At 63.0% G+C, this 23518-nt stretch carries 20 protein-coding genes and 3 pseudogenes; 14 read left to right on the forward strand and 9 right to left on the reverse strand.

Annotated elements, in window-relative coordinates:
- Nucleotides 1-30: 30 nt before the first annotated feature.
- The 3 genes from AXW83_RS06440 to AXW83_RS06450 all read right to left on the reverse strand — a co-directional run bounded on the left by AXW83_RS06440 (nucleotide 31) and on the right by AXW83_RS06450 (nucleotide 3140).
- Nucleotides 31-678: a response regulator transcription factor gene (locus AXW83_RS06440; RefSeq protein WP_066611641.1), complete on the reverse strand. Its 648-nt coding sequence runs from the start codon at nucleotides 676-678 to the stop codon at nucleotides 31-33.
- Entirely contained in the window at nucleotides 675-2270 is a 1596-nt protein-coding gene (locus tag AXW83_RS06445) for an ATP-binding protein (protein WP_236841838.1), read from the reverse strand. The genes AXW83_RS06440 and AXW83_RS06445 overlap by 4 nt, the downstream gene beginning before the upstream one ends.
- Nucleotides 2271-2585: 315 nt before the next feature.
- Nucleotides 2586-3140 (reverse strand): TetR/AcrR family transcriptional regulator, encoded by a 555-nt coding sequence (locus AXW83_RS06450; RefSeq protein ID WP_066611643.1) that lies wholly within the window; start codon nucleotides 3138-3140, stop codon nucleotides 2586-2588.
- Nucleotides 3141-3305: 165 nt separating this feature from the next.
- On the opposite strand from AXW83_RS06450, the gene AXW83_RS06455 reads away from it, so the two are divergent.
- From AXW83_RS06455 to AXW83_RS06475, 5 genes are all read left to right on the forward strand, one after another.
- Nucleotides 3306-4163 carry an alpha/beta fold hydrolase gene (locus tag AXW83_RS06455; RefSeq protein ID WP_066611644.1) on the forward strand — a complete coding sequence of 286 codons (858 nt, stop codon included), beginning with the start codon at nucleotides 3306-3308 and terminating at the stop codon, nucleotides 4161-4163.
- Nucleotides 4164-4302: 139 nt separating this feature from the next.
- Nucleotides 4303-5253: an IS481 family transposase gene (locus AXW83_RS06460; protein WP_066611647.1), complete on the forward strand. Its 951-nt coding sequence runs from the start codon at nucleotides 4303-4305 to the stop codon at nucleotides 5251-5253.
- A gap of 260 nt (nucleotides 5254-5513) precedes the next feature.
- Nucleotides 5514-6266: a quinone oxidoreductase family protein gene (locus AXW83_RS06465; RefSeq protein ID WP_236841839.1), complete on the forward strand. Its 753-nt coding sequence runs from the start codon at nucleotides 5514-5516 to the stop codon at nucleotides 6264-6266.
- A gap of 439 nt (nucleotides 6267-6705) precedes the next feature.
- A complete protein-coding gene (locus AXW83_RS06470; RefSeq protein WP_066611650.1) occupies nucleotides 6706-7326 on the forward strand; it encodes a glutathione S-transferase family protein in 621 nt (206 codons plus the stop codon).
- A 21-nt stretch (nucleotides 7327-7347) separates the two neighbouring features.
- Nucleotides 7348-8874 (forward strand): VOC family protein, encoded by a 1527-nt coding sequence (locus AXW83_RS06475; RefSeq protein ID WP_066611652.1) that lies wholly within the window; start codon nucleotides 7348-7350, stop codon nucleotides 8872-8874.
- Nucleotides 8875-9054: 180 nt separating this feature from the next.
- Here the strand turns inward: AXW83_RS06475 and AXW83_RS06480 are convergent, their stop codons facing one another.
- On the reverse strand, nucleotides 9055-9654 hold the full coding sequence (locus tag AXW83_RS06480; protein ID WP_066611654.1) for a TetR/AcrR family transcriptional regulator: 600 nt from the start codon (nucleotides 9652-9654) through the stop codon (nucleotides 9055-9057).
- Between the two features lie 149 nt (nucleotides 9655-9803).
- On the opposite strand from AXW83_RS06480, the gene AXW83_RS06485 reads away from it, so the two are divergent.
- The 3 genes from AXW83_RS06485 to AXW83_RS06495 all read left to right on the forward strand — a co-directional run bounded on the left by AXW83_RS06485 (nucleotide 9804) and on the right by AXW83_RS06495 (nucleotide 12303).
- Nucleotides 9804-10565, forward strand: a complete 762-nt coding sequence (locus AXW83_RS06485; protein WP_066611656.1) for an SDR family NAD(P)-dependent oxidoreductase — start codon at nucleotides 9804-9806, stop codon at nucleotides 10563-10565.
- Between the two features lie 65 nt (nucleotides 10566-10630).
- Entirely contained in the window at nucleotides 10631-11596 is a 966-nt protein-coding gene (locus AXW83_RS06490; protein ID WP_066611658.1) for an SDR family NAD(P)-dependent oxidoreductase, read from the forward strand.
- Nucleotides 11597-11649: 53 nt separating this feature from the next.
- Nucleotides 11650-12303, forward strand: a complete 654-nt coding sequence (locus tag AXW83_RS06495; RefSeq protein WP_066611660.1) for an NADPH-dependent F420 reductase — start codon at nucleotides 11650-11652, stop codon at nucleotides 12301-12303.
- Nucleotides 12304-12894: 591 nt separating this feature from the next.
- Here the strand turns inward: AXW83_RS06495 and AXW83_RS06500 are convergent.
- The gene (locus tag AXW83_RS06500; RefSeq protein ID WP_066611662.1) at nucleotides 12895-13527 is read right to left on the reverse strand and encodes an NADPH-dependent FMN reductase; all 633 of its coding nucleotides are present in this window, start codon (nucleotides 13525-13527) and stop codon (nucleotides 12895-12897) included.
- 421 nt (nucleotides 13528-13948) lie between these two features.
- Here AXW83_RS06500 and AXW83_RS28225 point away from each other — a divergent pair.
- Together AXW83_RS28225 and AXW83_RS06510 are read left to right on the forward strand one after the other, a co-directional pair.
- A pseudogene (locus tag AXW83_RS28225) lies at nucleotides 13949-14095 on the forward strand (hypothetical protein); the annotation flags it as partial.
- Nucleotides 14096-14395: 300 nt separating this feature from the next.
- Nucleotides 14396-15355, forward strand: coding sequence for an AraC family transcriptional regulator (locus AXW83_RS06510; RefSeq protein WP_066611668.1), 960 nt, complete (start codon nucleotides 14396-14398; stop codon nucleotides 15353-15355).
- A gap of 194 nt (nucleotides 15356-15549) precedes the next feature.
- Here AXW83_RS06510 and AXW83_RS27005 read toward each other — a convergent pair.
- Nucleotides 15550-16175: pseudogene (locus AXW83_RS27005) on the reverse strand (IS3 family transposase); the annotation flags it as partial.
- Nucleotides 16176-16530: 355 nt separating this feature from the next.
- On the opposite strand from AXW83_RS27005, the gene AXW83_RS06525 reads away from it, so the two are divergent.
- The 3 genes and pseudogenes from AXW83_RS06525 to AXW83_RS06535 all read left to right on the forward strand — a co-directional run.
- The gene (locus AXW83_RS06525; RefSeq protein WP_066619989.1) at nucleotides 16531-16965 is read left to right on the forward strand and encodes a nuclear transport factor 2 family protein; all 435 of its coding nucleotides are present in this window, start codon (nucleotides 16531-16533) and stop codon (nucleotides 16963-16965) included.
- Nucleotides 16966-17017: 52 nt separating this feature from the next.
- The gene (locus tag AXW83_RS06530) at nucleotides 17018-17764 is read left to right on the forward strand and encodes an SDR family NAD(P)-dependent oxidoreductase (protein ID WP_066611670.1); all 747 of its coding nucleotides are present in this window, start codon (nucleotides 17018-17020) and stop codon (nucleotides 17762-17764) included.
- A gap of 152 nt (nucleotides 17765-17916) precedes the next feature.
- Nucleotides 17917-18371: pseudogene (locus AXW83_RS06535) on the forward strand (integrase core domain-containing protein); the annotation flags it as partial.
- A 310-nt stretch (nucleotides 18372-18681) separates the two neighbouring features.
- Here AXW83_RS06535 and AXW83_RS06540 read toward each other — a convergent pair.
- Together AXW83_RS06540 and AXW83_RS06545 are read right to left on the reverse strand one after the other, a co-directional pair.
- Nucleotides 18682-20157, reverse strand: a complete 1476-nt coding sequence (locus tag AXW83_RS06540) for an aldehyde dehydrogenase family protein (protein WP_066611676.1) — start codon at nucleotides 20155-20157, stop codon at nucleotides 18682-18684.
- Nucleotides 20158-20229: 72 nt separating this feature from the next.
- On the reverse strand, nucleotides 20230-21972 hold the full coding sequence (locus tag AXW83_RS06545; RefSeq protein ID WP_236841840.1) for a GMC family oxidoreductase: 1743 nt from the start codon (nucleotides 21970-21972) through the stop codon (nucleotides 20230-20232).
- On the opposite strand from AXW83_RS06545, the gene AXW83_RS27470 reads away from it, so the two are divergent.
- The gene (locus AXW83_RS27470; protein ID WP_168166029.1) at nucleotides 21957-22427 is read left to right on the forward strand and encodes a helix-turn-helix domain-containing protein; all 471 of its coding nucleotides are present in this window, start codon (nucleotides 21957-21959) and stop codon (nucleotides 22425-22427) included. The genes AXW83_RS06545 and AXW83_RS27470 overlap by 16 nt on opposite strands.
- Before the next feature lie 281 nt (nucleotides 22428-22708).
- On the opposite strand, the gene AXW83_RS06555 is transcribed toward AXW83_RS27470, so the two are convergent.
- Entirely contained in the window at nucleotides 22709-23449 is a 741-nt protein-coding gene (locus tag AXW83_RS06555; protein ID WP_066611682.1) for an SDR family oxidoreductase, read from the reverse strand.
- Nucleotides 23450-23518: the final 69 nt, after the last annotated feature.

Here is a 23518-nt window from a genome sequence, read left to right on the forward strand (position 1 = left end):
AGCATGGGAGATGCGGATGCGCTGGAGCAATTATACGATAGTGTCGTCTATCTGAGCCTCGGGTTCAATAGCGGCGAGCCTGTCTGCGATCCGGACGAGGTCTGCCACCGAGTTCGCCTTGAGCTTTTGCATCACCTGCGCGCGATGGACCTTCACCGTAACCTCGCTGAGTTGGAGCGTCTGGGCGATCTGCTTGTTCATCCGGCCGGCCGCGACGAGCGGCAGGATCTCGCGCTCGCGCTGCGTCATCGTCGCGACGCGCTCGCGCAGCTCCCCCAGCATTGCCGCCTTGGCGCGCCGGCGCCGGTCGAGCTCGATGGCGCGGTGCACGCCGTCGATCAGATCCTGATCGCGGAAAGGCTTGGTCAGGAACTCGACCGCACCCGCCTTCATCGCGGCGACCGACATCGGCACATCGCCATGCCCGGTGATGAAGACGATGGGGGGCGGACTAGCGGTGCGGCCGATTTCGCGCTGGAATTCCAGCCCGCTCTGCCCCGGCAGCCTGACGTCGAGCACCAGGCAACTCGGCAAGTCCGGACGCGGAGCCATGCGAAATTCACGCGCGGTTTCGAAGGCCGCAACCGTGTGGCCAACTGACTGCAGCAGGCTTTCGAGCGACATCCGCATTGCGGGATCGTCATCGACGACGAAGACGATGGAGCCATTCTTGCTCATCGGACCAGCTCCGAATCGTTTGGCTTCGCTAAAGAGGCAGGCAGCGTAAACTGGAATACTGCTCCATGCGGCGCATTGTCCGACGCCCAGAGTCGTCCGCCATGTGCCTCAACAGCAGTGCGGCAGAACATCAAGCCCATGCCCATCCCATCCGGCTTGGTCGTGTAGAACGGATCAAATATACGATCCTTCTCGATCGCGGCCAAACCCGCCCCATTGTCGGCGATTATGACGAGCACCTCGCCGAACTCATGGCACTGAGTGGTAACGCGCATTTGGCGCGGGTCCGTGATGCCGCGCATGGCATCGATGGCATTATCAACCAAATTGGTGATCACCTGCTGCAACTGCAGCGGATTGCCGACAACGTGAGGTAAGTCGTTCGCCAAAGCTGTCGAGACGGTGATGCGGCCGAGCCGGGCTTCAGTCTCACACTGCGCCAGCACAGTTGCGATGAGATCGTTGAGATTGAGCGGCTCACGCTCTTGGGCCCCCTTAAGGAACATGGTGCGGATGCCGGTGACGACCTTGCTGGCGCGGTGACCTTCCGAAACGATCCGGCCCAAAGCCGCCTGTGCCTTGTCGATACGCGGCTGATCGCGCTCAAGCCAGCGCAACCCGGCCGAAGCGTTCGTCACCATGCTGGCTAGCGGCTGGTTGATCTCGTGCGCGATCGACGCCGAAAGTGCTTCCATCGCAGTCAGCCGGTTCTGGCGGGCTCGCCGTTCGGCGAGGACCGAGAGCGCCAGGCGGGCATGGACCGTGGTCGCCTCCGACAACAGAACGAGCAACACGAGGCTGGCGGAAGCCAATCCATAGAATCGCCCCGCCCACCAGCCAACGCTCAAACGGATGCCCCCGCTGATATAGGAGATCAGCATGACCTCGATCAGGAGGGTAAACAGGACGACCATCAGCCAGATGTCGAGCATCGAGCGCCGGCGCAGGCCGAGCGTCACCAGGCCGATTGAATAAAGCCCGATGGCCGTCGCAGGCACGAAGTGCCAAAGCCCGCTGACATTGCGTGCATCGACCATGAATTTCGGTAGTGCATCGTCGTTCGAGACGATGACCAGTGTCACTAGACTCACGATCGTCAGGACGCCGGCGATGCTGAGAAGGATGATCCTTCTCGCGGCACCCGGCGGAAATTTGCGATCGGACAGCACCGCATAGCCGATGACGAAGAGCGGAAAACCCAGGCGCCTAATCGCCGCAATTGAAGCTGTGCTCTGCAGGGCGTCTCCAAGCATCAGCTCATCGAACACCCCGGGAAAGGTCAGCGCCCACGGCACTGCCATGACACCCGAGAACAGATAACCGACCGCGAGCAGCAGCATCGGCCGGGAACGATGCATGGAGAACAGTGCCATGAGCAGCGCCGACGTCAGCAGCTCGACGACCAACACGGCTGAAGCATAGGCGGGCAGCAGAGCCTCGGTGTTGACGGTGGGCTGGCGCGCGTAGGGCGCGGCCACGAGCAGCGCGCCGATCAGCAGGGCCGACAGGCACGCCGCCAACCGCAACTGGCTCCTGGCTGGCGGCGATGCCAGCGGCGAGAGCCCGCCGGGCATCAGTTTGTTCGCGCTCACAAAACCTCGCACATCGCCATGCACGACCGGCCCAGAAGTGGCCCCTATCCGTTGACTGGGTAACACAAATCGGACCGAAGCTGATGCTTGATGTTTTGAAGCCTGCTCGTCTGGTCCCTCTCGGGCTCGGGGCTCGGGCGGGGGACACGGACGTCTCTTAAGGGTACCAATTCGCTTGCCAACGGCAGCTCAAGTTCCGATCCTGTCGCGTCGGACCGGCTTTAAGCGCTTCATTCGTACCCGGCGATGAGGCGGCTGCGCACGGACTAGGCAGTCGTCGTTGGCGTTAAGGGCATCCAAGGCAAGCGCTACGTCTCAGCGCGCCGCCCACGCCGCTTCGGTCGCGTCCTTGATTACCGCTCGCGCGGTCCGTTGCATCGTCTCGGTATCGTCGAAGACCGTGATCAGCAGTGTCGCGCCCTCCAATCGAATGAGCGCATCGGCAGCGACTATGTCGGCGGTTTCCCGAGGCATGGCTCTGGCCAGAATATCGCTCAAGAAAGTTCGCATTGACTGGAAGAATTCCCGGACGGCCTCCTTCGCAACGGGAGTGTCGTCACCGACGCCATAGGCAAGGTGCAGGCCGACGCAGCGCTTGCCTGTCGAGAGATTGGCAGCAATTCCTCGGATAGCTGCTTCATAGGCGACCTGCCAGGGACCAGTCATGAGACGTGCGTCGGGAAAAGTGTCCCTAAGCGTCAGCGCGAGCACCTCGGGCACGAGCGCCTCCTTGTTGGGGAAACGCATGTAGAGGGAGGCCTTCCGCAAGCCGACGAGACTTGCAAGGTCCTGCATCGAGGCGCCGGCGTATCCCTTCTCGCGAAACAGATGCCGCGCAGCAGCGACGATCTCATCCTTCGTGACCTTCATGATGCTACCTGGATAACGGTCTGCGCCACTGCCGCAAGATCGAGTGCGATGCCGTAACAGGCACTAACAGATTGCTCCCCTCTTTACAAACGACCGATCGGTAGTATTTATGACATGAAGCCGTTGGGACGGGCCCATACGGCGGCCAAACGATCGGACGCGGCGATGACGGTCAGCTACAAGTCCCAAAAGGTCGGCAATGTTGATGTGTTCTACAGGGAGGCCGGTGCGACGAATGCGCCGACGCTCCTCCTGCTTCACGGCTTTCCGACGTCCAGCCACATGTTTCGCGAGCTCATGCCGCTGCTTGCCGACCGCTACCGCGTGATCGCGCCGGATCTGCCAGGCTTTGGCCGCACGAAGGCCCCCGCGCGTGGCGAGTTCAACTACACCTTCGACAATCTGGCCAAAGTTATAGAGGGCTTCACGCAAGCCCTGAAGCTAGACCGCTATGCGCTCTATGTTTTCGACTATGGCGCGCCCGTCGGATACAGGCTGGCGGCCGCGCATCCTGAACGCGTGACGGCGCTGATCAGCCAGAACGGCAACGCCTATCTGGACGGCTTCAGCGACGAGTGGGAACCGTGGCAAGCCTATTGGCGCGACGACAGCGCGGAGAACCGCGAGGCCTGCAGGGCATCGCTTTCCGCAGACGTGATCGAGAACTGGCAGTATCGTACCGGCACCGATCCGCGCCGCCTCGGCCCCGACGGATACACGCTCGACATCGCTTTGATGGCCAGGCCAGGAGCCGAAGACATCCAGCTCGATCTCATTCGAGACTATCGCACCAATCTGGAGCGTTATCCCGAGTTCCAGGCGTATTTTCGTGATCATCAGCCGCCTTTCCTCGCAGTCTGGGGCCGGCACGATCCGGCTTTCATCCCGGCCGGCGCCGAAGCCTATAAGCGCGACCTGCCGCATGCCGAGGTGTATCTGCTCGACACCGGCCACTTCGCGCTCGAGACGCACGCTAACGAAATAGCTCAGTTCATCCGGGTTTTTCTCGGTCGGCACCTTTAACGCGCAGCATCGACGGTGGCGCGATCCGCTTGGGAAATAGGTCACGGCGGGCGCTGCTGGTGAAGAGCGCGATGCGGCCTAGGTGTTTAGTCCCGCAGTGTGATGGCGTATCTTTGTCGCCGTTGGAGAGGGACGCGCTATGGGCCAGGTTCTTCACGGGAGCGCCAAGACGACGCACACCGTTCGAGCGGAGCTACAGCGATCGCAAGCTTCGTCCGCGAAGCTCGCAAGGCGCTTCGGGATCAACGAGAAGACCGTGAGGAAGTGGCGGTCGCGCGCGGTGGTCGAGGACGAGCCGATGGGCCCTAAGGAGCGACGTAGCTCAGTTCTTTCCGCGATTGAGGAGGCCGCGATCGTGGCGCTGCGCGTCCAGGCCCGTCTGCCGCTGGACGACGTCTTCGTCGCGCTGAAGGACGTCATCCCGCATCTGACGCGGTCGTCGCTGCATCGCTGCTTGCAGCGCCATGGCATCTCCCGCCTGCCGAAGGCCGACCGCGAGAAGCCCAAACGGTTCAAGGCCTACGAGATCGGCTACTTCCACATCGACATTGCCGAACTGCGCTACGAGGGCGGCAAGGCCTACCTGTTTGTGGCGGTCGATCGGACCTCCAAGCTCGTCTTCGCCCGGATATACCGGAAGGCGACGAAGCTGGTCGCGGCCGGCTTTCTCAAGGCTTTGCTCATGGCCGTTCCCTACCGGATCCACACCGTGCTGACCGACAACGGTGTTCAGTTCGTCCAGCACGACAAAAAGGCCGAGTGCGGCTCTGTCGCTCATGTTTTTGGGCGGGTCTGTGCCGAGCGCGGCGTCGAGCACAGGCTCACCAAGCCTTATCATCCGTGGACCAACGGCCAGGCCGAGAGGATGGTCCGCACGATCAAGGAGGCGACCGTCCGCGCCTTCCACTACGCCTCGATCGACGACCTGCGACGCCACGTCCGGGACTGGCTGCTCGCCTACAACTACGCCAAACAGCTAAAGGCACTCCGCTTCAAAACGCCACTCGAGGCCATCAAAACCATCAGCGTCGAAAAGCCAGAGCTCTTCGTTCGTCAGCCAAGCCATGACATGCTGGGACTGAACACCTAGGCACACCAAACCGCTAGACCGACCGGATGCGACGGGATCTGATCGAGGAGGCTATGAAAGCAGCCATCTACGACCGACGCTGAGCAGCTGACGTCCTGCATTAGGCGGACGTTCCTGATCCAGCATGTCCAGCCAACGGTGTCATTATCCGCGTTCAGGCAGTTTCCATTGAAGGTGGCGACCTGATCAACCGGGCATCCTCGCCGCCACCGCACCCCGGTTATGTCGGCGGTTATGCGGCCGCTCGTGAAGTCATTGCCGTGGGCTACGATGTCGGCGCCCGTCATATCGGGCAGAAGGTGACCAGCTTCGATCTGTCGGGATCGCATGCCGAGCTGCGCGCCGTTGCCGCCAGCCGGACCTGGCTGGTGCCTGATCGGCTTGACATAGCAGCCGCCGCTGCGCTGCCGATCGCCTTCGGGACCGCCCAGCACTGTCTCTTCGCCCGCGGCGAGCTCAAAAGTGGAGAGACGGTCCTCATACAGGCGGGCGCCGGCGGCGTCGGAGTTGTCGCCATCCAGCTTGCCCGTCGAGCGGGGGCCACCGTGCTGGCAACGGTCTCCGGCTCAAAGCGAGCCGGACAACTGCTCCTGCGAGGCCTCGACCACGCGATCGATCATCGTGCGGTGGACGTTTTCGAAGAGTTTAAGCGTCTGACGGAAGGGCGGGGCGTCGATCTCGTCGTGGATCCGGTCGGCGCGACCCTGCGGACCTCCTTGGCCGTGCCGAGGTCCGAGGGGCGACTGGTATTCGTCGGCAACGCGGGCGGATCGAAGCTTCAACTTGATCTCTGGCCTGCGCTACAGGCGAACCAGTTGCCTTTCGGCGTCTTCATGGGGACGCAATTCGAAAAGCCAGATGTCTATCAAGCGGTGTCTCGCATGCTGGAGCAGGCGGCAAATGGGGAGCTGGACGCGATGGTGGACCGCAGGTTCCCGCTCGCCGCAGCCGCGGAAGCCCATGGCTATGCCGAAGGGCGCACGCGTCTGGGACGTGTCTTGCTCGTTCCGTGATACGAAACGGTGGATTGAACCAGGGCCGTTGATCGCAACGATGGCGCTCGCCCTGGATGGCTGCGGCTCACGGCGCGCTGCCCATCGCGCCCAGGTGATGCAGAAGCTGCGGGCGAACTCGGTCGCCGACGTCGTGCGGACTGCCGATAGGTTCGTCGCCGCACAACTAGGGACTCAGACGGACGACACCAGAGTATAATTGCACCCAACGGCCCACATTCAGTATTTCGGTCAAGTTGATCCTAGTTTTTAAGGCCGCCACCGGGCGCAAACTGGAAAAATGTCAAATGGGCTGCCACCAAGGCGGCGCGCGGTGTCGCCGATCCAAACAGGAGATGGTCACATCCAGTCCGCCTGGAGCCGGTGAGGACGGCGTCGCCGCCTGGCGCCCCACAACTGACAATACCGGCAACAGGAAACACGGAGATCGAGAACTTCAATGCCAACACTTTACTATGCCGTAGGCGCCTGCTCGCTGGCTCCCCACATCACGCTCGAATGGATCGGTAGGCCGTACGAAGCGGTCAAGGTGCAATACGGCTCCGACGAGCTGCTTGCGGTGAACCCCGCTGGCGCGGTGCCGACCTTCCGCGAAGATGACGGCTGGCTTTTGACACAGGCCGGCGCCATCCTCGACTATCTGGCACACAAGCATCCCGAGGCCAGGCTCGCCGGCGGCGCCGGCGCGAGGGCCAAAGCCGAAGCACATCGCTGGTCCGCCTTCTTCACCTCGGACCTTCACGCCGCCTTCTGGCCGATCTTCATGCCGTATCGCTACACGACAGACCAAAGCGAGGCGGCCAGAGCGTCGGTTGTCGAAGCAGGGCACAGGCTGGTCGCCAAGCAGCTCAACGTTTTGGACCGCCATCTCGACGGGCGGGAGTATATCCTCGATGGAGGTCGCTCGGTGATTGACGCTTACGCCTTCCCGATGGTCCGATGGGCGATGAAGCTCCTGCCTGGCGGCCTTGACCGGTACCCGAATGTACTGGCGCTGCATGACCGGCTGGCCGCCGATCCGAGCGTGCGGAAAGTGCTGGCACGCGAGGCCGGCGGCTGACCGTCGAAGGACATCAAACGAATGACCAGCGGCATCCACCACTTTACCGGCATCACGTCCAACGTTCAGGCGAACGTCGATTTCTACGTCGGCTTTCTTGGCCTCAGGCTCGTGAAGCAAACCGGAGGCTTTGCGGATGCCGAGCAGTTGCACCTCATCTATGGAGATGGGCTCGGCAGCCCCGGCTCGTTGCTGACCTTCCTCGTCTGGGAGGCTGCCGGCCGTGGCGGCACCGGCATTGGACAGGTCTCGGAGGTTGCGCTGGCGGTGCCGCCAAGCTCCCTTGGCGATTGGCTCACCAAGGCGCTTGCCGCCAACATCCCGCTTGAGGGGCCTACTCGGGAGTTTGGAGAGTCAGCCCTCCGGTTGAAGGACCCGGATGGGCTGATCGTGAAGTTGGTGGGCGTCGATATGGCGACGCCGGCTCCGACTGCCGGCTCGCCCGCCCGGATCCGGGGTGTTACGCTTCTGACGGACAAGGCGACCGATACCGCGAGCTTCCTGACGCGCTTCGGCTACAGGACGGGCGAGCGCGCCGGCCAGACGCAACGGATGGTCTCCGATACCGATATCGCCGATGTCAGGGAGGTATCGGGCTTCGTGCGGTCCGTGCCGGGGGCGGGCGTGCCCGATCATGTAGCTTTCCGCGCACCGGATGCCGAGGCCATCCGGTCGATGCGGCTTTCGCTGCAGGAGCACGGACCGACCGAGGTTCACGACCGAAAGTACTTTCTGTCGCTCTACGTTCGCGAGCCGGCCGGCATCCTCATGGAATATGCGACCGATGGGCCGGGCATGACCGTCGACGAGACCCCCGACGAGCTTGGGCGGACCCTGTTTCTACCACCGCGTGAGGCCGATCGCGCCCAGGATCTGAGAGCAATGCTCCCTCAGTTTGCCTTGCCTGGCGAGGAGAGGTTTCCGGTTCGAGACCTCCCGTTCGTCCATCGCTTCAATCGGCCGGAAGACCCCGACGGCACGACCCTGGTCTTGCTGCACGGCACCGGCGGGAGCGAGGCCGACCTGATGCCGATCGCCCGCCGCATCGCGCCACGTGCGACTCTGCTGGGTGTGCGTGGCAGGGCGACCGAGGAAGGCACCAATCGCTGGTTCCGTCGCCTCGATGCGACGACGTTCGACCAGGCGGATATCCGCAGCGAAGCCGAAGCATTCTCGGCCTTCGTCGATGGCGCTGTGACGGGTTACGGGCTTGACCCCGACAGGGTCGTTTTCCTGGGCTATTCCAACGGGGCGAACTTCCTCGCGGCGGTCATTCAGCTTCATCCCGATCTCGTTCGCCGCGCCGTGCTGCTGCGCGGCCTTCAGGCCCTGGACAGCCCGCCGGAAGCAGACCTCTCAGGGATCGACGTGCTGGTGCTTAGTGGGCGCGACGATCCCTATGTCCGCACTGCGCCGCAACTGAAGGCTCCCTTGATCGGCCGTGGCGCCCGCGTGGATTTCCGGGACGTTCCAGCGGGTCATGAACTGGCAGACGAAGATGTCGTGGAAACAACCCGTTGGCTTAGAGACATTATCTCACCAGCCTAAGGACCTGGAGGTGCCTTCAGTGAGGTGAAATTGCGCCTGTGGGTTAGCAGATACCAGGGCCCGAGAGGAGGGATTGCGGAGCGATATGCGCCGCGTGGCTCTCGAAGCATCCAACGCCGGCTTGCCGGTGTGGCACTGAATTCTGCCAGTTGCGCTCCCAGCAAGGCGAACTTGCTTTCGTTAGGTCATGGACACGTCAGGCAATGGCCAGGAGGTCAGCGCCTGCTCCACAACCTGATGAAGCAGATCGCGACTCAAGCCCGCCTTCGCCTGGACTGCTATTCCTTGGGTGATCGTCATCACGAAGGCCGCGAGCGCTTCAGCGCTAGCCGACGCCGGCAGGTCACCCTCAGCTTTCGCACGCTCTAGGCGCTCGCGTAGCCGTTCGCGACCTGCCGCCCTGAAATCCACCAACGCCTGCCTGATTGGCTCGGCGCCGTCCGACGCGGCGATCGCGCCGTTGATGCCGAGACATCCCCCCCGTTCCGGGAACCGTGTGTTGTGCTCCACCGCCTCGCGCAGAATGCCCGCCGCCACCCCGAGCGCCGTCGTCGCCTTCAAGGCTTCGCGCGTGTATTCGAGGAACTGCTCGTCGTAGCGGACGAGCGCCTTGCGGAAGAGCGCCTCCTTGTTGCCGAAGGCGGAGTAGAAGGCGGGCCGCTCGATACCGGCCGCCTCAACAAGGTCAGCGTAAGTGGTGCCCTCGTAGCCCTTGCGCCAGAATACGCAAACGGCCGCGTCCAGCACTTTCTCCTCGTCGAACTCGCGATGGCGGCCCATCAGAACACCTCCCTATTTTCCATAATGACCGTTATAAAAAGGTTGACAAGCGCTGTCCAGTATCATAATTGCCGTTACGATAACGAACGTTATGATTTTTCTGCGTCGTAGTCCGCGGAGAGAGCCGATGAAATTGGAAAGGTGTGAAAATGTCTGATGAACTAAGGGGCAAGGTTGCGCTGGTAACCGGCGGGTCACGAGGCCTGGGTGCCGCGATCGCGGAGTCTCTGGCGGCTCGCGGTGCAGACGTGGCGATCAGCTATGTCGCGTCCGCAGATAAGGCGGAGCAGGTCGTCGCGAAGCTCGAGGCCAAGGGCGTCCGAGCCGCGGCATTCCGCAGCGACCAGTCGGACCTCGCGGCCGCAAAATCGCTTATAGACGAGGTTGTCAGCCGCTTCGGCAAGCTCGACATCCTGGTCAACAACGCTGCGATCGTGGTGAGTGGGAAGAAGATCGACGACCCCGATCTCGACACCGCCGCGCTGGACCGAATGTGGCAGGTGAACGTCATGGGTCCAGTGGCCACGACCCGTGCGGCCGCGCCGGTGATGTCCGATGGCGGGCGCATCATCTTCATCGGTTCGCTCAACGGCAGCCACGCCCTGTTCCCCGGAGTTGCCGACTATGCCGGGTCGAAGGCGGCGCTCAACGGCTATGCGAGGGGCGTGGCCCGGGACCTGGGCTCGCGCAGCATCACCGTGAACGTGGTGCAGCCGGGTGCCATGCCGACCGATATGATGGTGGACGCTCTCGGTAGTACCGAAGCGCCCGACGCCTTCCTCGACATGCACCCGGTGCGCCGCATCGCACACGTCGACGAAGTGGCCGCCCTGGTCTGCTTCCTCGCGGGAGTGGACGCCGGCTACATCACCGGCGGCACGCACGATATCGCTGGCGGACTCGGCATCTGACGACCGACCGGCGGCCAGCGTTCCGCGGCCGCCGGTTGTTCCAGCTTAAACGAGAGGAGCGAAAGATGACGAAGGTTTTTGACGCGAAATCTAACGCGGACGAGGTGCTCGAGGGCGCCGATCTGCAGGGCAGGCGCTTCTTGGTGACCGGCACGGCGTCCGGCATTGGACGCGAGACCGCTCGCGCGCTGGCGGCTCACGGCGCCGAAGTCGTGGGCGTGGTCAGGGATCGGGCCAAGGCCGAGACCGCCACGGCCGAGGTGCGGGACGCGGCGGCGCACGCTGGTGGTGGTTTCGAGCTGGTCCAGGTTGATCTTGCTTCTCAGGCGAGCGTGCGCGCTGGCGCCGAGAGGCTTCTGCGAGACGGCCGGCGCTTCGACGCGGTCATCGCCAACGCGGGCGTGATGGCGACACCCGAGGGGCGGACGGTGGACGGCTTCGAGACGCAGTTTGGGACCAACCATCTGGGTCACTTCGCCCTGATCACGGCCATCGAGCCGCTGATCGCGGACGGCGGGCGTCTTGTGGTGCTCTCGTCCCAGGCTCATCGCGTTTCGGATGTCGACCTCGAAGATCCGAACTTCGAGCGGCAGGAGTACGAACCGTTCGTGGCCTATGGTCGTTCGAAAACAGCCAACGCTTTGTTCGCCGTCGAGTTCGATCGCCGCCACCGCCACCGTGGTGTGCGAGCGGCCTCGGTTATGCCGGGCAACAGCCTGACCGACCTTCCCCGGCATTTTTCCGAGGAGGAATTGCAGGACCTGTTCGCCACCGTGGGCAGCGCGCGCGCCGAGGCGGGGCTGCCTCCGGCGGAACTGAAGGACATCTCGCAAGCGGCCGCCACCACGGTCTGGGCCGCGGTCGTTGCTGATCCCGAGGAGATTGGCGGCAAGTACCTCGAGGACGTCGCTGTCGCGACCATCGACGATACGCCCAACCCCTTCGCCGATGGAGTTCGCCTCTACGCCCTCGATAGCGAGAAGGCGAAGCGACTGTGGGCAAAGAGCGAGCAACTGGTCGCTGCGGCCTGAAGTCCGCGCGGCGGCGGCCTACGCCGCCCCGACCTAATCTGGAAAGGATCTCCATGACGACCATAGGTATCATTGGCGCGGGCGAGGTCGGCACCGCGATTGCACAGGCAGCGGTCCGGCTTGGCTCCGAGGTCGTGATCGCGAACTCGCGCGGCCCCGAGACCCTGAAGCAATTGGTTGACCAACTCGGTCCGTCCGCACGCGCCGGAACGGCTGCCGAGGCTGCCGCAGCTGGCGACTTCGCCGTGATCGCGGTGCCGCTCAAGCTCGTGAACCACATGCCCGTCGAGGAACTGGCGGGTAAGATCGTGCTCGACACGAACAACTACATGATTTGGCGCGACGGGAACTATCCGCGGGTCGATTCCGGCGAGAAAACGATCTACGAGCTGCGGCAGGAGCAACTGCCCACGGCCAAAATCGTGCAGGCCTTCTCCCATATCCAGGCACCGCACATGGCCGCGCGTGCGCGACCGGCCGGCGCTCCGGACCGGATCGCCTTGCCGATCTCGAGCAATTATCCCGAGGCGATCGCGCTCGTCGCCGACCTCCTCGACCGCATCGGCTTCGACACCGTCGACAATAGTCCGCTGAGCGAAGCCTGGCGTAGCGCTCCCGGTCAGCCGGCCTGGGTCGCGCTCAATCAACAGACCAAGCCCGAACTCATCGCCAACCTCGCCAGGGCACGCCGGCTTACGTCGCGCTGAGGCCGGATCTCCATTGGGCAGCCGCGTCGGGCAGAAGGACTCAGGGCAGACTGTCACGGTTCTCGCTCCTCACGTGCTGAGCTTGCGGCCGAGGAAGTCAAGCATCGGCGCTGCGGTCTCCCGGAGATGGGTCTCCAGCACGAAGTGGCCTGCATCCAGCAGGTGGACTTCCGAGTCGGCGACGTCGCGCCGACTGGCCTAGCGCCCGGTGGCAGGAAGAAGACGTCGTGCCTGCCCCAGGCGGCCAGCAGGGGTGGCCTGTGGGTGCGCAGGTATTTCCGGGAACCCGGATAGAGCGCGACGTTGGTTCGGTAGCTGAGGATCAGTTCGAGCTGGATCTCCTGTGCCTGGGTCGGTGCATGAAGAAGGTGTCCAACAGATAGCCGTCGGACGCCACGGCTCCCGAGTCGGAAAGCCGTGCAGAACCAGGATCACAGGCGCATCGCTGGGCCGGCCTCTCTGTAGAAGTCGTCCACATCGCCGCCCGTCTTGGTCATGTAGCGGGCGCTGGGAGCTGCACTCTCTTTGGCGTTCGCCGCGGCCCGACATCCGAAGCTGTGCGCTAGGTTTCACCTGGATACGGAGGCGTCTTTAAAACGCTTCACGCTGCCGCCGAGGGCCGTCTTGTTCTCCGTCGTCCCTTCCTCGCGCGTGCTGGCGCGCGTCCTTGAGCAGTTCGGCCCACCAGCGCAGCTCGGCCAGCATGTCCAGTCCGCTGCGTTGGATATGCGGGAGGTCACCGAGCGGGGTCGTCCCCTTCATCACCGCCATGAAATCCGCCATCTGCAGATGGACGGCGTTGTGGACCGGAACCATCTGAAGCTCGATCGCGACGAGCCGCAGCTGCTCGACCGCGCGCGCGCCGCCGACGCCGCCGTACCCGAAGAAGCCGATGGGCTTCCGCTTCCACTCCGCATAGGCATAATCGAGGGCGTTCTTCAGAACGGCTGTGGGGCCGTGGTTGTATTCCGCCACGGTCGCGACGAAGGCGTCGCACGAGGCGAGCCGGGCGGCCCACTCGCGCGCGGCATCCGAGGCCGGCTTGCCGCGCGCCGGCGACGCCTCCTCGGCGAAGAAGGGCAGGTCGAACGCGCGCAGGTCGAGGACGTCCACCTCGAAGCCCTCCATCTCAAGGGCAAGTCGCTCGAGTAAGGCTGCCGGCGTGTCTGCGAACCGGCCGGGGCGCGTGCTGCCGATGATGATGCCGAGCTTGGTCTTGTCCATGGGGTCGCGCCTTGTTGTCCGAGGGAGGCTCTTTTGCGAATGGCGCTCTCTGGCGAGCACGAAGTCTCGCCTGAACGCGGGCGCGGCGGATGGCGAGGCGGCAGAAGCGCCGCGCCCGTGAGTTCAATTTAGCGAGCGATGGCGATGCCTGCGGCGCGGAACTCCTCGCGACGGTGCCGATCTTGCTGTTTCGCCAATTAGTGCTGCACGAACAGGACTCGTTCTCGGTTCGCGGCCGCGCCCTACCTCGAGCGGGCGGCGGGGAAGTCGCTCGCTATAAGGCGCGGCCCTGCACGGCGATGCGTTCATCGAGACCTACAGCCGCGAGAAGGCGCTGGAGACCGCGCCTGCGCGCGCTCTTCGACAGCGGGCTACCCTTGGCCGTGACCATGGACTCGTTCCCAGTCACCAAGTACAATATGTGTGTCGTCATGGCTTGTACTGTGACGGCAACTCCGTCTCGGGCGCCGAGGTCTTGGGGGAACACAATCGCCTCTCCCGCGTCCAGGCGCTGGGCATATTCACCAAGGTAGCCGCGTGGTTCACAGACGCCCAGGCCGAGATGGGCATGATTGCTCCGGGCCATCTGGCGGACTTCGCAGTCCTCGACCGCGACTATTTCCGGCGTGCCGGAGGACGAGATAAAGCTGGTGAGATTGATCCTGACCGTCATGACCCAAAAGGTCGTGTTCGGCCAGGAGCAGTACGAGCCGCTCGCGCCGGCCTCCCTGAACCCCTTCTCACTTGGTATTCGATCGCGCACTATGGTTGGTACTACGGAGATAAATTGCCGACACCTGGAGGCGGTGGCGCGATCGAGGCGCCGCCGCCGGAGCGGCAGCGACATCCAACCGCATGGAGGCACGAAATGACAACCTCTGCGGATCAGTCTTTCGTCCGGTGGTATAAGGAGGGCGAGCTTGCGCAGTACGTCCGCTCGATGAAATCGCCTGGTGGCGTTCTGAATTTGATCGAGGTGGTGCAGCCCGCGGGCGACGTGTCACGGCCCGCCCTGCCGGAGATCACCGTCTACCTGGACATGCGGGGCGGCAACCGCGTGGACGCCGATCTGGGATCGGGCAAGTTTCGAGCGGGGAGCGAGCAGGGTTGCTTCTTCGTCGCCGCGCCCGACTTCGCCAACAGCGTTGTAATCGACAAGGAGCATCATTTTCGCGCGCTGTCGTTTCCCGTCGGGCAGTGGCGGGACGTGTTCGACGATGCCGCCGATGGAGGGCTCACGCTGGAGTTGCCGCAGATCCACTCGGGACAGTTCCGTTCGCCGGCTGTCCGATCCGCGCTTCGAAAACTGTGGGCCCTTTCGGACGAGGAGGGCGCTCCGTCGCGTCTGCTGGCGCGGGCAGCCGGCTGCGAGATACTCGCCGAGCTGTGTCGGCTGGGCGGGGCGTCGATCGCGCCGGCGAGCGGCGGGCTCGCACCGTGGGCCGAACGGCGCAGTCTGGACATGATGCAGGCGCGTCTCGCGGATGACATCAGTCTCGACGAACTCGCGGCCGAGGCGAGGCTCTCTCCGTTCCACTTCGCCCGCATGTTCAAGCAGAGTGTCGGCGTGCCGCCTCGGGTCCATCTGACGCGTCTGCGGGTGGAGCGAGCCTGCGAGCTCCTCGGGACGACAGACCTTCCCATCACGCAGATCGCCTTCGAGGTCGGGTACTCGTCGAGCCAGGTGCTCGCACGCGTGTTCCTCGCCTCTCAGAACATGACCCCTACCGATTACCGTCGTGCGGTCCGCGATCCGACGCGCTCCGGCGAGCGGCACGATCTCCAGCGAGTTCCTTCAGCCGCGGAGCCTATTGGCGGTCGGCGTTGAGCTGTTTTTGTTAATGCGTCGCCCAGTCAGTCACGTAGTTGGGACGCGTCGCACCTGAAGCCCTGCCAGTCGTCCATTCGACTAGGTAGCCGTGGTACCGATCGTCTAAAAGAAGCGACTTAGCCAGTTCAGACGAGAACGATCATGCGTGCCTGCTCGTTCTACAACGAATGGCACAGCAAGTCATAGCTCTAGACGTGATCCCGGTGCTCGGGCCGAAGCCGCACGCAGGAGCGGTCGTTCAGCCACAGCCGTCCGCGCGTGGGCTGCCGGGCCGGCACCATGAGGCCCTTGCGCCGCCAGATCCGCTCCACGCGCTTGTCGTTCACGAGCCAGTCCGCATCCTTCAGCAGGGCGCTGATCTTGCGATAGCCATACCAGCCGTAGCGGCGGGCTAGTTCGATCGGCTCCGCCGTGAGCTGCTCCTCGTCATCTCTGCCCCGCGGCACCTTGCACCGTGACGAGCGCCCGGCAGGCGCGGCGCTCGGAGACGTTCAGGGTCAGCATCACGGGCTCGACGCGGGCGCGCCGGCGAGCGGGACTCAATAGTTTCCCCGGGCGGCCTTCGCCAGGATGAGCTTGTCGAGGGTGAGGTCGGCCAAGGTCTTGCGAAGCCGCTGGTTCTCGAGATCAAGCTCCTTCATCCGCCGCATCTCGTCCGACCTGAGCCCGCCGTACTCCTGGCGCCAGCGGCTATGGGTCACCTCCGTCACCCCGATCGGGCGCACGGCATCCGCCAGGCTCTGCCCTGTGAGACAAGAACGTCCACCTGGCGCAGCTTCGCGACGATCGCCTCGGACCTATGTCTCTTCCGCGACATCCCTCCGTCCTCCTTCGGCTTCAACGAGCCATACCTAAGGGCGGACCACTTCAATGGCGGCGGATCAGGGTGCCGGTGATGTGCAAGCACCAGCCCCGTGTTGCTGTGGGGACAACACACTGCAACTCATGCATACGAAACCGCAAAATCGACACTCTCGCAGCAGGATCAGATACGCGCTCATACCAATTTTCCGCTAGATTTCATGCATAGATCGACGATTCTAATACTGATCAGTTCTATCGAATGTCACGTACATCTCAGATTATGTCTATATAAATCGACATTTACTTGATGAAAACAGGCAACGCGTTGCTCTGCCGAGCAATCAACAATGATGCAAATGGAGATTACTATGATCAAGCTCACCACCCTTGCGGCTCTGCCAACCGCCGTAGAGCTCGCAAAGCGCAGCGTAGAGACCTTCGTGTCAAAGGATGTTAAGGGCTGGGTTGCCCTCGCCGATGAGAACATCCTGACTGAATTCCCGTTCGCCCCCGAGGGCTCGCCGCGTCGTCTGGAAGGGCGCGACGCGCTTTACGAGTATATCAAGAATTACCCGAGTGTGATCGACATACGCTCGATGCCGACGTGGAAGGCCTACGCCACCGACGATCCCAACACCGCGATTATCGAATGGAGCGTCTCTGGGGAGGTTCTGCCCAATGGCAATATTTACGACATGAAGTACGCGACCTTCGTTACCTTCCGCGACGGGCTGATGACTAACTACCGCGAGTATTGGGATCCGATGACGTTCATCAAGAACATGGGCGACGCTCGTTTCTGACTGGATTTATGTTCTCAATTACATCGTGAATTCCGAGCTGAAGGACCTAGCTATGGCTGGAACAAAGTTGAGTCACGAGGGCCGTGTCGCCCTCGTCACGGGCGCAGCCCGGGGGATCGGGCAGGCGATTGCACTGAGGCTCGCCGAACATGGTGCGCGCCTGGTGCTGGTAGATTTGGCGGAAACGAGCGAGACGGCAGGCCTCATCGCCGAGGAAACCCTGACGATCGCTGCCGACGTATCTAGCGCGAGCGACTGGAAGCGGATCGATGACACGATCCAACAAAAGTTCGGCGGCACCGACATCGTCGTGAACAACGCAGGTATCGGCGGCCCGACCGATATCGAGGAATTGGACATAGAGAAGTGGCGCTACATCTTTTCGATAAACCTCGACGCTCATTTCCTGAGCGCGAAGCAATTTGTGCCACAGATGCGTCAGAAGGGTTGGGGTCGGTTCGTCAATATCTCATCCAACTCGATCGGCATCGCGATCCCCGGAATGAGCCATTACATGGCGACCAAGATGGGCGTCCTCGGTTTCGTGCGCGGCCTCGCTAACGACGTTGCCGAGAATGGCATTACTGTGAACGCCATCCTACCATCGTTGGTCAATACCGCGCTGGTGAAGGATATGCCGGAGGAGGAGAAGCAACGCACTTGGAAAGGTCAGGCGATCAAGCGCTTCGCGGACCCGGGCGACATCGCCGGGGCCGCCGTGTTCCTCTCGAGCCAGGATGCAGCCTTCATCACCGGGCAGGCACTGCCGGTCGACGGCGGACAATACAAAATCTCCTGACGCGAATTTTAAAGCCCTCAGATTGGCGGCGCCTTACGGTGCGCGTCGATCCGAGGCTTCATCCTTTCATGCTCGCCCACGTCGGTGCAGCAATAATCGCTGCTTCAGCCCTTCGCGGCGAGCGCTCCGGGCTCCTCCAGATCACGGTCAACATCTTCGCTTTAAAGCGGTGCACCAACATGCGGGCCGAGGATGTGACCGAGACGCTAGACCGCCTTCAAGGCCTCGGGCTGCGACAGCGCCAAGGTGCTGCGCAAAGCCCCGGCTACTCAGCGAGAATGGCCCCAGCTGCATCGCCGGGGAACTGACGGATACATCGAGGTCCGGAAGTTGAGCCCCGTGCGCCGCGCCCCGTGCCACCCTCAGACTCAGGGCAAGACTGGGCGTAGGCACCAGACCTTGAAAAACCGCATCCTGCTGGAAAACTACTTCCTGCTCGGCGATCTTGAAGCTCAGATCGGCGCGTTCGTCGAGCACTACATCCACGGCGCTACCACGCGAGCCTGGACAACGTGACGCCCGCCGACGCCTACGTCGACAGGGCTCCAGTCATCATCGAAAACAGCACGAAGGGATAAAGCGACAGACCATCGAGCATCGGCGCTTGCTGGAGCTCACCGAAATTTCGCCGCCCAAATTCAACCTTCAGACGAGGCCGCACTCCGCTAATCTAAGCCGCGAGTTGTGCCAAATGTTCTGACGAAACACAGATTAGGGCAAATCGCTCCTTTTGCCCGAATTTCTGGTCGGGCGCTGAGCAGGAATTGCCGTTTCTTGTTGTCTGCCAGGTCGGTTCCTCAGACGTCTTGCGGTCAGCTCGGCTGGCGCGCCCGCTCCACCGTTTCGACAACCCCGCCGCACTGCGACCGCACGCTGGCGAGCGCGGCCGCAGGCGATGGTGCGACCCAGAGGTCGTCTCAGCGTTCCATCAGACCGGGGCTCAGCGTGATCGTCTTGATCTCGGTGAAGTCGTCGATCGCGGTGGCGCCGTTCAAGCGGCCCAGCCCGGTGTGCTTGGAGCCGCCCTCTTCGGTGTCCTCGCTGAGCGCAGCCCACTCGTTGATCCACACCAGGCCGGCTTCGACGCTCGGCGCGATGCGCAGCGCCTTGGCAACGTCGCGCGTCCAGATGCTCGAACCTAGCCCGTAAATGCTGTCGTTGGCGAGATCGAGCGCTTCTTGCTCCGTTGTGAACCGCTGCATCGTCACGACGGGGCCGAACGTTTCCTCCTGCGCGACCTGCATCTTGGGATTGGTAATTTCCAGGAAGGTCGGCAAGTGGAACGCCCCTTTGCCGAGCGGCCCCTTGGTAACCGGACCGCCACGAACAATGACCTCGGCCCCCTCGGAAATGGCGCGTTCAACGATGTCATCGACCCGCGCGACATTCTCGCGGTCGATCATCGGCCCCATTTCGCTCGAAGGATCTGCGGCTGGCCCTGCCTTCACCGCACGGAGGTGCTCCGCAAAGCGCATCTTAAACTCATCGGCAATGCCGGCCTGCACAATGACGCGCTGGCCGGTGACACAGAACTGGCCGGCAAAGCGCGTCAGCGCCGTCGTAAGTACAGGGATCGCGAGATCGAGATCAGCGTCATCGAACACAATTGACGGTGTCTTGCCGCCAAGTTCGAGGCCGATGCGCTTCACTTGCGTTGCGGCGCTGGCCGCGATTGCCTTGCCGGTCCCGGTGCTGCCGGTGAAGCTGATCACCGGCACGTCAGGAGAAGCGACGAGGTGCTTGGCGCCGTTGCCTTCCTGCTCGGTAAACAGGTTTATGACACCGCGCGGCAGTTCCGGAACGTCGGCGAATATTTTTGACATCGTCGCGTTGATCTGTGCGCTCTTGCCCGGCATCTTGATGATGACGGCGCAGCCTGCGGCGAGCGCCGGTCCGAGCGAGCGCACCATCAGGATGACGGGCGAGTTCCAAGGCGCGATAATGCAGGCTACGCCGATCGGCTGGCGAACCATCATGGCGATGCGACCTGGGCGGGAATCGACGATCCGGCCCGCTTCGGTTCGCGCGACCGCCGCGAAATAGCGCAGCGAGGGCACGCACAGGTCAACCTCAAACGTCGCATCCATCTGGATCTTGCCGTTCTCCGTGTAGAGGATTTTGATCAGCTCCTCGCGGTTGCGCTCGAAGGCATCGGCGAGCTTGTCGAGAACCCGCGCGCGCAGCTTGCGGTCATGGACCCAGTTTGTTTCCTTCATCGCGCGCTTCGCCGCGACGATCGCAGCCTTCGCGATTTCCTCGTTGCCATCGGCATAGCGCCCGATGACATCGTAGGTGGCCGGATTGACCGACTCTAAAATCGTGTCCGAGCCGACCCATTCGCCGTCAATCCAGTTGAGGGCGATGTCTGAATCCTGCTGTGTGTTCGTGGTCACATGTAACTCCTAGGTTTTTCCGGGGGGCTGTCTTAATGGCGCGGGGGCATGCACCGCGCGATTGGACCGGGCTTAGACCCGGAAGCGGCCGGCGATGCGCTCTGCAATCATGATCGTGGTCACGTTGGTCGGCGTCGAGGGGACCTCGGGAATGATCGAAGCATCGATGACGTGAAGGTTTCCAAAGCCGCGAACCTTGCCCCAGGGGTCCACAACCGCCGTCGGATCGCCGTCAAAGCCCATCGGCACGGTCGAGGTTGGATGCGCGTAGGTCTGGACGTTGGTGCGCAGATGCTCTCGCAATTCGTTGGCCGCGATCGGCGTAGGCGGGAAGATGTCCGCCTCGACCATCCCGGCGAAAGGCTCGCTACGCCCGATCGCATCCGCAAGCGTGACCACCTCGATCATCCGGTCCATGTCGCTGGGATCGTCGAGAAAGTTGTAGTGGATGCGTGGGGCCGCGCGTGGGTCTCTCGAGGTGAGTTGGAACGAGCCGACCGAGCGCGGAAGCACCACCGCGGATGCCAGCACGATCGCGCCGCCGGTCGGGCTGTTCTTGGGATCGAAGAAATGAGTGGCCGAGATCTGAAGATCGAGATCCCCGGCGGCTGCACCTTTGGAGCCCTTCCAGACTAACGCCCCGGCGGCCGGCAGCTGCGACTTGTACGCCGCCTTCAGCGCATAGACATGATAATAGATCGGATGGTCCTGAAGCCTCTTGCCGACGGGGAGATCAACCACAACCGGGATGTCCAAGGTTCGCAGATGTGCGGCAGGTCCGATGCCAGAGCGCATCAGGATCGCAGGGCTGCCGAACGTGCCGGCTGACAAAATGACCTCGCCGCCCGAAATCACCTCACCCGATGCCAGGCGCACGCCGGTCGCCCGCTTGCCTTCAAGTACCAGCTGATCGACTTCAGCGCCTGCGCGGATCGTCAGGTTCGGCCGCGCCCTCACCGCGTCGGTTAGGTACGTGATGCCAGTGTTCATTCGGACATTGTCGATGACATTGAGCGAATAGGGTCCGACGCCATCAGCCACGTCGCTGTTGAAGTCGCTAACCGATGCCAGACCCTTGGTACGCGCGGCCTCGACGAATGCGCGCGCGGAGGGCGTCAATTCTTCCATCGAGCGCTGGCGGATCGGGAACGGGCCGGTGCGCCCATGCCAGCGATCATCGCCGGCCGGCGTGTTCTCGAGTGCCTTATAGACTTGGAACACATCGTCCCACGACCAGCCCTCAATGCCGCGCTTGCTCCACCGGCCGAAATCGGACGGCCGCGCCCGTATCGCGACGGTGCCGTTCACGGCGGAGCTGCCGCCTATGACCTTGCCGCGCGGCGTTGGGATATCGTGGCCGAGCTTCGCCTTGTCGTCGCTCGAATACTTCCAGTCGAAGTCTGGACTGGCGACGTTGCCGGCGTCCGTCAGGCCGTTTGGATAGGCGTTCGGCGCGAAATCCGGGCCAGCGTCGAGCAGCAGCACCTTGCGCGCAGGATCCTCACTAAGCCTGGTCGCCAGCACTGTGCCGGCCGAGCCCGCGCCGACGATGATGATATCAGGTTTGCCTGCCGCAGCAGTTGCGCGTGTGCCGATCATGGTAGGCCTCCGTTGCAGAGATCGCCGCTTGCGAGCGTCGACGCAATCTACTGGGGGCCGAGGCGCGATGCGTTGCAGGCCCTGCGTCGAGGGTGCCGATCTTGCGTCTCGAGCGGCGCGCAATGGGAGAGCGTGCTTAACGAAGCTGCCGGTGGAGACTACTTGCTGGGGAGCCTGCAGCTCTTCAGGGGGCCGTTTCGTTGGCAGGCCATCCAATCGACGCTCAGGAACCTGTGGGCGTTGAGCGACGAGGAGGGAGCGCGTCGCGTCTGCTGGCGCGCGCGGCGGGTTGCGAGATTCTCGCCGAGCTGTGCCAGTTGAGCGACGCTTCGCTCGCGCCGGTAAGGGGCGGGCTCGCACCGTGGGCCAAGCGGCGTTGCCTCGAACTGATGCAGAAGCGGCTGTCGGAGGACATCAACTTCGACGAGCTGGCCGCAGAGGCGCGGGTCTCGCCGTTTCATTTTGCACGCATGTTCAAGGAGAGCGCCGGCGTGCCGCTGCGTGTCTACCTGACGCGCCTGCGGCTGGAGCGAGCTTGCGAGCTTCTCGAAATGACAGATCTTCCCGTCACGGAAATCGCAGCCGAGGTCGGCTACTCGTCGAACCAGGTACTCGCTCGAATATTTATCAAGAATCAGGTCGCGGTCGGGCTCCCTACGCACGGTTCGTAATCCGGCTCTCTCCAGCCTGTAATGGTGATACCAGGTCAAAGCGGGCCAGAATCAATATTTAGTGGGCCGGATTCCAATAAGAATGGTCGCTGCGCGGGTAGCTCGTCGGCAGTATGTGCTGTCAACTGTACGCTTATCGCGACAGCCGTTTTTGCTTGATGAAGCTCATCGCTCTTGAAGATCAATTTCATCTCCTCATCAGCATCCAAAAACTGCTATGGCGATCTTGAATACCTACACGGGCGAAGCCCCCTTTTTTACTGTTGGCGCACCAGTTCGCCTTAGAACTGCTGGCTCGTCGGCCGCAGCACGATGGCGTTGATGTCGACATTCGCCGGCTGCTCGATCGCGAAGGCGATCGCGCGAGCGACCGACAATGCCGGGATCGCCTGCTTATAGAAGTCGAGCACTGTGTCGGTGGCGGTGCCCGACGTGCCGTGCTTGAGGTCGCTATCGACGGCGCCCGGCTCGATGGAGGTCACGCGCAGCTTGTCGCCAACCTCCTGCCGCAACCCCTCCGAAATCGCGCTGACCGCGAATTTGGTGCCCGAATAGACGGTGCCGCCCGGTGCGAACACCTTGATGCCGGCAACCGAACTCAGGTTGATGATGTGCCCGCTCTCCTGCGCCAGGAAGCGCGGCAGCGCCGCGGCGATGCCGTAGAGGACGCCCTTCAGGTTCACGTCGATCATCTGGTCCCATTCGTCTGTGTTGACCTCCGACATCGGGCGGATCGGCATCACGCCGGCGTTGTTGACCAGCACGTCGAGCCGGCCGAAATCGGCGACGACACCGGCGACGACCGCCTCGACCTGCCTCTTGTCGGTTACGTCCAGCGCATAGGCCCTAGCCGTTCCGCCCGACGCCTCGATGTCCGCCACGACACCGTCCAGCCTGTCCTTGCGGCGCGCAGCGACTGCGACCTTTGCCCCGCGCGCGGCAAGCAGCCGCGCGGTTTCGGCGCCCAGACCGGTGCTGCCGCCCGTGATCAGGACGACCTTGCCTTCGATTCCTTCGCTCATTTTCAACTCCATAGGGTTAAGTGGTGGCCGTTCAGGCCGGTGGCCGCCGGGAGCGGCGGGGCGTAGTGC

Origin of the sequence: Bosea sp. PAMC 26642, assembly GCF_001562255.1 — a bacterium.
In the GTDB taxonomy this organism is placed as follows: Bacteria; Pseudomonadota; Alphaproteobacteria; order Rhizobiales; family Beijerinckiaceae; genus Allobosea.